Here is a 6,082-nt window from a genome sequence, read left to right as displayed (position 1 = left end):
CCGTGGCGCCCGCGGGGGGGGGGGGCCGCGCCCCCCCCCCCGCGGCGATGGACGTCTCCGACGGGCTCGCGGGCGACCTCGCGAAGATGTGTCGCGAGAGCGGCACGAGCGCGGAAGTGGATTTGGCGCTCCTGCCCCTCTCGGCGGCGGCGCGGGCTGCCATCGCGCGCGACCCCGACCTCCTCGACCGCTGCATAACCGGCGGAGACGATTACGAAATCCTCTGCGCCGTCCCCGACGAATCGGTCGCGTCCTTCCTCGATTCCTGCGCGCAGGCGAGGGTCCCGGCAGCGGTGATCGGGCGGATGGTCGAGGGCGACGCCCTGCCCGTGTTTCGTGACGCGGGCGTCGAGAAGCGCTATGCCAGCGGTTCCTATCGTCATTTTTGAATGCGAGTGCCGATGACGAAGACCGCCACCGCCCCGCTCGGCGCACCCGCCGACGCGCCGGCCGGACACGACGACGCGCTCGCGCGCCGCAACGCCCTCGTGCTCGCCGGCGCGCAATCGCTCGGCGGCGCCAATCCCGCGATCGTGATCTCGCTCGGCGGCATCGTCGGCCTCTCGCTCGCGGAGAACCCGGCGCTCGCCACGCTGCCGGTGAGCCTGCTCAATCTCGGTCTCGCGCTCGGCACCATCCCCGCCGCGCTCCTGATGCGCCGCTTCGGCCGGCGCACCGGCTACGTGATCGGCGCCACGATCGGCGTCGTCGCCGGGATCACGGCCGCGATGGGCATCTTCCGCGAGGCTTTCGTCCTCTTCTGCATCGGCACCTTCGTCGCCGGCTTCTACGGCGCCTTCGTCCAGTCCTACCGCTTCGCGGCGGCCGACAGCGCGAGCCCGGCCTTCAAGCCGCGGGCGATCTCCTACGTCATGGCGGGCGGGCTCGTCGCCGGCATCATCGGTCCGCAGACCGTCATCTTCACGCGCGAAGCGATCCCCGGCGCGGAATTCGCGGGCGCCTTCCTCGCGCAGAGCGGGCTCGCGCTCCTGTCGATCCTCGTCGTCGCCTTCCTGCGCGTGCCCCCTGCCCCGCCGCCGCGCCCGGCCGGCAGCGCGCCGGCCGATCCGGGGCGTCCGCTCTCCGAGATCCTCCTGCGGCCGCGCTTCCTCGTGGCGGTCTGCGCAGGGATCGTGTCCTACGGTCTGATGAGCTTCCTGATGACGGCGGCGCCGATCGCGATGGTCGGCTGCGGGCTGCCCGTCGAGACCGCCGCGCTCGGCATCTCCTGGCACATCCTCGCGATGTTCGCGCCGAGCTTCTTCACGGGCCGCCTCATCGAGCGCTTCGGCAAGGAGACGATCACGGCGATCGGCCTCGTGATGATCGCGATCTCCGCCGCGATCGGGCTCTCGGGCCTGACGGTGGCGCATTTCTGGAGCGGGCTGATCCTCTTGGGGATCGGCTGGAATTTCGGCTTCATCGGCGCGACCGCCATGGTGACGGACTGCCACACCGGAGCGGAGCGCGCCAAGGTCCAGGCGGCGAACGACTTCCTCGTGTTCGGCTCGGTCGCGATCGCCTCCTTCTCCTCCGGCAAGCTCCTCGATCTCGGCGGGTGGGAGACGGTCAATTGGCTCGTCTTCCCCCCCGTCGCGATCGCCCTCCTCCTCGTCGCGCTGCAAGCGCGCGCAAAGCGGGCGGCGGCGGCCTGATCGTTCGGATCCTTGCCCCGCTGTGTCATCCCGGACGCCGAAGGCGATCCGGGACCCATATCCACGACGTTCCAGTCGCAGCCTGTAGGCTGCGTTTCTCCGACAATCGGCTCTTCACGGTGGCGCAGCGAGCGCGGCATGCGCGCTCGGACGGGTCGTCGCGCGTATGGGTCCCGGGTCCGCTTCGCGGCCCGGGATGACGACCTTGGAGCATTCGAAAACCCAAGGAGACCCGCCGCGCTCATTGCGCGGCGAGAACGGTCTCGCCCTCGACCGGGCCCGCGATCGACGCGGTCGCGGCCGGCGTCGTCGCCGCGATCTCCGCCATCCGCCGCTCGTGCTCTTCCGCGAGCGCGCGGTTGTGGCTCACCCCGAGGCGGGCATCGGCCATCGCCCGCAGGGAGCGCGGCATACGGGCATCGTCGAAGGCGGCGAAGTCGGAGAGATCGCGCGGGTCGCCGTCGCGGCCCTGATAGACGATCGGCCCGTCCTGCGTCACCACGATGTCGCCGCGCCGTAGCGTCATGTCCTTGCGGATGTCGAGGCGATCGGCGACCCGCCGGTTGGGACCCTGGCACGAGCAGGCGCCGTCGATGGCGTTGCGATAGGCGTAGGCGACCGGCAGATCGGCATAGCGCGTCCCGTCCTCCGCGCGGGCGTTCTCGAAATCCTCCGCGCCGGGCTCGAGCGTGAAGACCTTGGTGGGGGCGCCGGGGCAGCTCGCGTTGCAGGCGAGATCGTGCAGCGCGAGATCGCGCACGCGCTCGAGATCGCCGATCGGAAAGGCGTAGCCGTCGCACAGGCGCACGCAGATCGTGCGCTGACCGAGCGAGGCCTGCGCGGTCGGGGCGCGCGGCGCCGCGCGCTCCTGGCGCGGCTGCGCCTGCGGGGCGGGCGCGGCCTGGCGCGGCGCCGGCTGCGGCTCGAAGAGACGCTGCAACAGCCCGCCGCCGCCCGGAGCGGGGTCCGGGCGTCGCGCCTCCCGATGGGCCTCCTGCCGGAAGAAGTCGAGCGCGCCCATCGCCGAGACGACGCTCGGCGCGACGACGCCCGAGGCCGGCACGGCCAGGAGGGCGGAGATCAGGACGAGCCCCGCCGCACGCGCCGCCACGAAGGCGCGCCGCGGGCGGTGGGACCGCAATTTCGTGCGCGCGGCCGAATCCGCGCGCTGCCGCGCGAGAGCGCGGTCGCTGTCGTTCTTGTGGTGCATTGGGCTCTCTCGCTCGAGGCCCGCACTCCCCTGTACTTGGGCTTGTCAAGTGCAAATCGCGGATCGGAGTTCCCGACGCCCCCCTCCCTCCGTCGCAGCTGCGACACCGCATCAAGCGCTTGAAAGGACACGTGTCTGCGGGCATAGATCGTCTCCGGAAACACTCGGGAGGACACCCCCATGAAGGCCTTCATCGCCGCGATCGCCGTCGCGACCATCGCCGCGTTCGGCGCCGCCTATCTACTCGAGACGAGCTGGCAGTCGACCGCCGCCACGTCCTTCGCCACCGAGGGTGCGCGCGTCGGCGATCCCGGCCACAACCTCGTCGGCCCGAGCTGGTACGGCGGGCGCTCCTGATCGCGACCGCGGCATCGCGCCCGCGCGACGCGGTGCCAGGCCCGCGCCCGAGCCGCCCGCGCCCGAGCCGCCCGTGACGCGGATCGTCTGCATCGGCGGCGCGGTTCTCGACCGCGCCTACCGCCTCGACGCGCCCGCACGCGCCGGCACCTCGAACCCGGCACGGGCCTCGCTCGCCTTCGGCGGGGTCGCGCGCAACGTCGCCGAGAGCCTCGCGCGGATGGGCGACGGCGTCGCCCTCGTGTCGCTCGTGGGCGAGGACGAATCCGGCGCGGCGCTCCTCGCCCATGCGCGCGCCGTCGGCATCGACGTCTCGGCCGTCGCCCGCGTCCAGGACGCGCGAACCGCCGAATATGTCTGCGTCCTGGAGCCCGACGGCGGCCTCGCGATGGGGCTCGCCGCCATGGAGCTCTTCGCCCGCCTCGATCGCGCCTTCGTCGAGGGACATGCCGCCCTCGTCGAGAGCGCCGGTCTCGTCTTCGGCGAGTGCAACCTCGCGGCGGACGCCGTCGCCGCGCTGATCGCCCACGCCCGCGTCGGCGGCGTCCCGCTCGCGCTCGACGCCGTCTCCGTCGCCAAATCCGCCCGCCTCCCGCGCGATCTGTCGGGGACGAGCGTCCTCTTCTGCGCGCGCGACGAGGCGGAGGCGATCGTGGGCGCGGCGCGGGAGCCGGAGGCGCTCGCGGGCGCGCTCGTGGAGCGCGGCGCCGCGGCGGCGGTGGTGACGCTCGGGGCCGACGGCCTCGTCCTCGCCGAGCGCGACGCGCCGCACCGCCGCCTGCCCGCACCGGCCGCGGACGTCGTCGACGTGACGGGCGCCGGCGACGCGCTCATCGCCGGCACGCTCCACCGCCTCGCGGCGGGCGCGCCGCTCGCGGACGCGCTCCGCACCGGCCAGCGCCTCGCGCGCCTCGCCATCGCGCGGCCCGGCGCCGTGCGCGCCGACCTCACCCCCGCTCTCGTCGAGGAGATCGACCATGCCTGAACTCTCGCCCGATCTCGTCCTCTCCGACGAGGTCGCCGCCGCCCGCGAGGCCGGTCGGCCGATCGTGGCGCTCGAATCGACCATCGTCACCCACGGCATGCCCCACCCGCGCAACCTCGAGACCGCCGCGCGCGTCGAGGCGATCGTGCGCGCGGCCGGCGCGACGCCCGCCACGATCGCGGTGATCGCCGGGCGCATCCATGTCGGGATCTCCCCCGAGGCGCTCGCCGCCCTCGCCGCGAAGCCGAAGATCCTCAAGCTCAGCCGCGCCGATCTCCCCTTCGCGGTGGCGACCGGGGCGGACGGCGCGACGACGGTCGCCGCAACCATGATCTGCGCCGCCCGCGCCGGCATCCGCGTCTTCGCGACCGGCGGCATCGGCGGGGTGCATCGCGGGGTGGAGGAGACGATGGACGTCTCGGCGGATTTGGAGGAGCTCGCGCGCACGCCGGTCTGCGTCGTCTGCGCGGGCGCCAAGGCGATCCTCGATCTGCCGCGCACGCTCGAGGCGCTCGAGACCCGCGGCGTGCCCGTCGTCGGCTATCGCACCGACGCCTTCCCCGCCTTCTGGAGCCGCGACAGCGGCCTGCCGGCGCCCCTGCGGCTCGACGATCCGCGCGCGATCGCGGCGCTGATCCGGGCGAAGGAGCGGCTCGCGCTCGACGGCGGCGTCCTCGTCGCGAACCCCGTGCCGGAGCCCGCCGAGATCCCCCGCGCCGAGATCGAGGCCCATATCGAGGCGGCGATCGCACAGACGCGCGCGGCGGGCGTCGCGGCCAAGGACGTCACCCCCGCCCTCCTCTCCCGCCTCCTCGCCCTGACCGAAGGCCGCAGCCTGGAGACGAACGTGGCGCTCGTGGAGAACAACGCCCGGCTCGCGGGGGAGATCGCGGTGGCGTTGGGGTGAAGCGGCAGTGTCAGGACGTGATCACGTGTCGGCACGGGATCCGGCCGCGCGGACGTCTGCGATGAAAGACGGGTCGCTATGGCCAAGACGCGTCGACACGAATCGGCGCGAAGCGCGTCGGGCGACCTCTGCAGGGGTTGAACGCGGCACCGCCGAATTCCGTGAGATGAACACGATGGAACGTGCTGCCCGCGCGAAGAACGGTCGTATTCGGCTCGCGCAGCGCAGCGGGCGGCGTCGGCACGACGCCGCTCATCCGACCGTCGGCTCTCGCATGCGCTCGGCGGCGGCCACGACCGCGGCGGGATCGTCGAGGCGCTCCTGCGGGGCCGCGCCACCGAGCCAGCCATTGCCCGAGGCGAACCAGAACGCGATCTGCCACGGGGTCATTCCCTGCGGCAGCGCGCTCAGGATCTCGCGGATGACGGCCTTCGGCTGCCCGTGCGCGAACTGGAAGGCCGGGAAGCGATCGACGCCCCGGTGAGGGACCGCGAAGACCCTCCCTTCCTTCTTCCAGCCCGACGCGAGTGCGCTTCGGTTCGCCGCCCGGCTCGCGGCGAGCGCATGGACGTCCGCGGCGCCGTAGGTCGGCACGGTCTCGAGATAGCGCACGCGCAGCGCCACATTGTCGAGGGCGAGTGCCTCATCGAGGGCGGAGACGGGCTCGTCGATCAGCGCGTCGACGAGCTTCTCGATCCGCTCGGCCTGCCGCGCCGCGCGCGCGCGAACCACGCGCGAGCCGAGCGTCTGCATCACGCGCTGCGCGAAGGCTAGGTCCTCGGCGCTCTCGCTCGTCACCACGAGCGTGTGACCGGGCGAGAGATCCTTCGCGCGAGCCTCGTCGGGTCCCAGCCTGCGGATCGTGAACGCCCCGTCGTGCCCGGCGGTCATGGTGCGCCTCCTCGTTCGTTCCACTCGAAGATAGGCTCTGAGATCCATGAGAGCAAGGCGCCGTCCGCGATCTCATC

At 73.0% G+C, this 6,082-nt stretch carries 7 protein-coding genes; 5 read left to right on the top strand and 2 right to left on the bottom strand.

Features of this window, described 5'->3' with window-relative positions:
- Positions 1–389: AIR synthase-related protein (locus tag ACK4UM_RS05990; protein WP_409796833.1), on the top strand; the 389-nt coding region annotated here is incomplete at its 5' end.
- A gap of 12 nt (positions 390–401) precedes the next feature.
- Positions 402–1,655 carry an MFS transporter gene (locus ACK4UM_RS05985; RefSeq protein WP_409796831.1) on the top strand — a complete coding sequence of 418 codons (1,254 nt, stop codon included), beginning with the start codon at positions 402–404 and terminating at the stop codon, positions 1,653–1,655.
- Between the two features lie 241 nt (positions 1,656–1,896).
- Here ACK4UM_RS05985 and ACK4UM_RS05980 read toward each other — a convergent pair whose 3' ends face one another.
- Positions 1,897–2,865, bottom strand: a complete 969-nt coding sequence (locus ACK4UM_RS05980; RefSeq protein WP_409796829.1) for a DUF2865 domain-containing protein — start codon at positions 2,863–2,865, stop codon at positions 1,897–1,899.
- 180 nt (positions 2,866–3,045) lie between these two features.
- On the opposite strand from ACK4UM_RS05980, the gene ACK4UM_RS05975 reads away from it, so the two are divergent.
- The 3 genes from ACK4UM_RS05975 to ACK4UM_RS05965 all read left to right on the top strand — a co-directional run bounded on the left by ACK4UM_RS05975 (position 3,046) and on the right by ACK4UM_RS05965 (position 5,114).
- Positions 3,046–3,222 (top strand): hypothetical protein, encoded by a 177-nt coding sequence (locus ACK4UM_RS05975; RefSeq protein WP_409796827.1) that lies wholly within the window; start codon positions 3,046–3,048, stop codon positions 3,220–3,222.
- 73 nt (positions 3,223–3,295) lie between these two features.
- A complete protein-coding gene (locus ACK4UM_RS05970; RefSeq protein ID WP_409796825.1) occupies positions 3,296–4,207 on the top strand; it encodes a PfkB family carbohydrate kinase in 912 nt (303 codons plus the stop codon).
- Positions 4,200–5,114, top strand: a complete 915-nt coding sequence (locus ACK4UM_RS05965; RefSeq protein WP_409796823.1) for a pseudouridine-5'-phosphate glycosidase — start codon at positions 4,200–4,202, stop codon at positions 5,112–5,114. Before ACK4UM_RS05970 ends, ACK4UM_RS05965 begins: the two co-directional genes overlap by 8 nt.
- Before the next feature lie 252 nt (positions 5,115–5,366).
- On the opposite strand, the gene ACK4UM_RS05960 is transcribed toward ACK4UM_RS05965, so the two are convergent.
- Complete coding sequence (locus tag ACK4UM_RS05960) at positions 5,367–6,005, bottom strand: hypothetical protein (RefSeq protein ID WP_409796822.1); 639 nt, start codon at positions 6,003–6,005, stop codon at positions 5,367–5,369.
- Positions 6,006–6,082: the final 77 nt, after the last annotated feature.

It is taken from the genome of Salinarimonas sp. (assembly GCF_046292825.1).
Lineage (GTDB): Bacteria > Pseudomonadota > Alphaproteobacteria > Rhizobiales > Beijerinckiaceae > Salinarimonas.
Note: the sequence above shows the minus strand (reverse complement) of the source record. Positions and strands in the feature narration are given on the sequence as shown.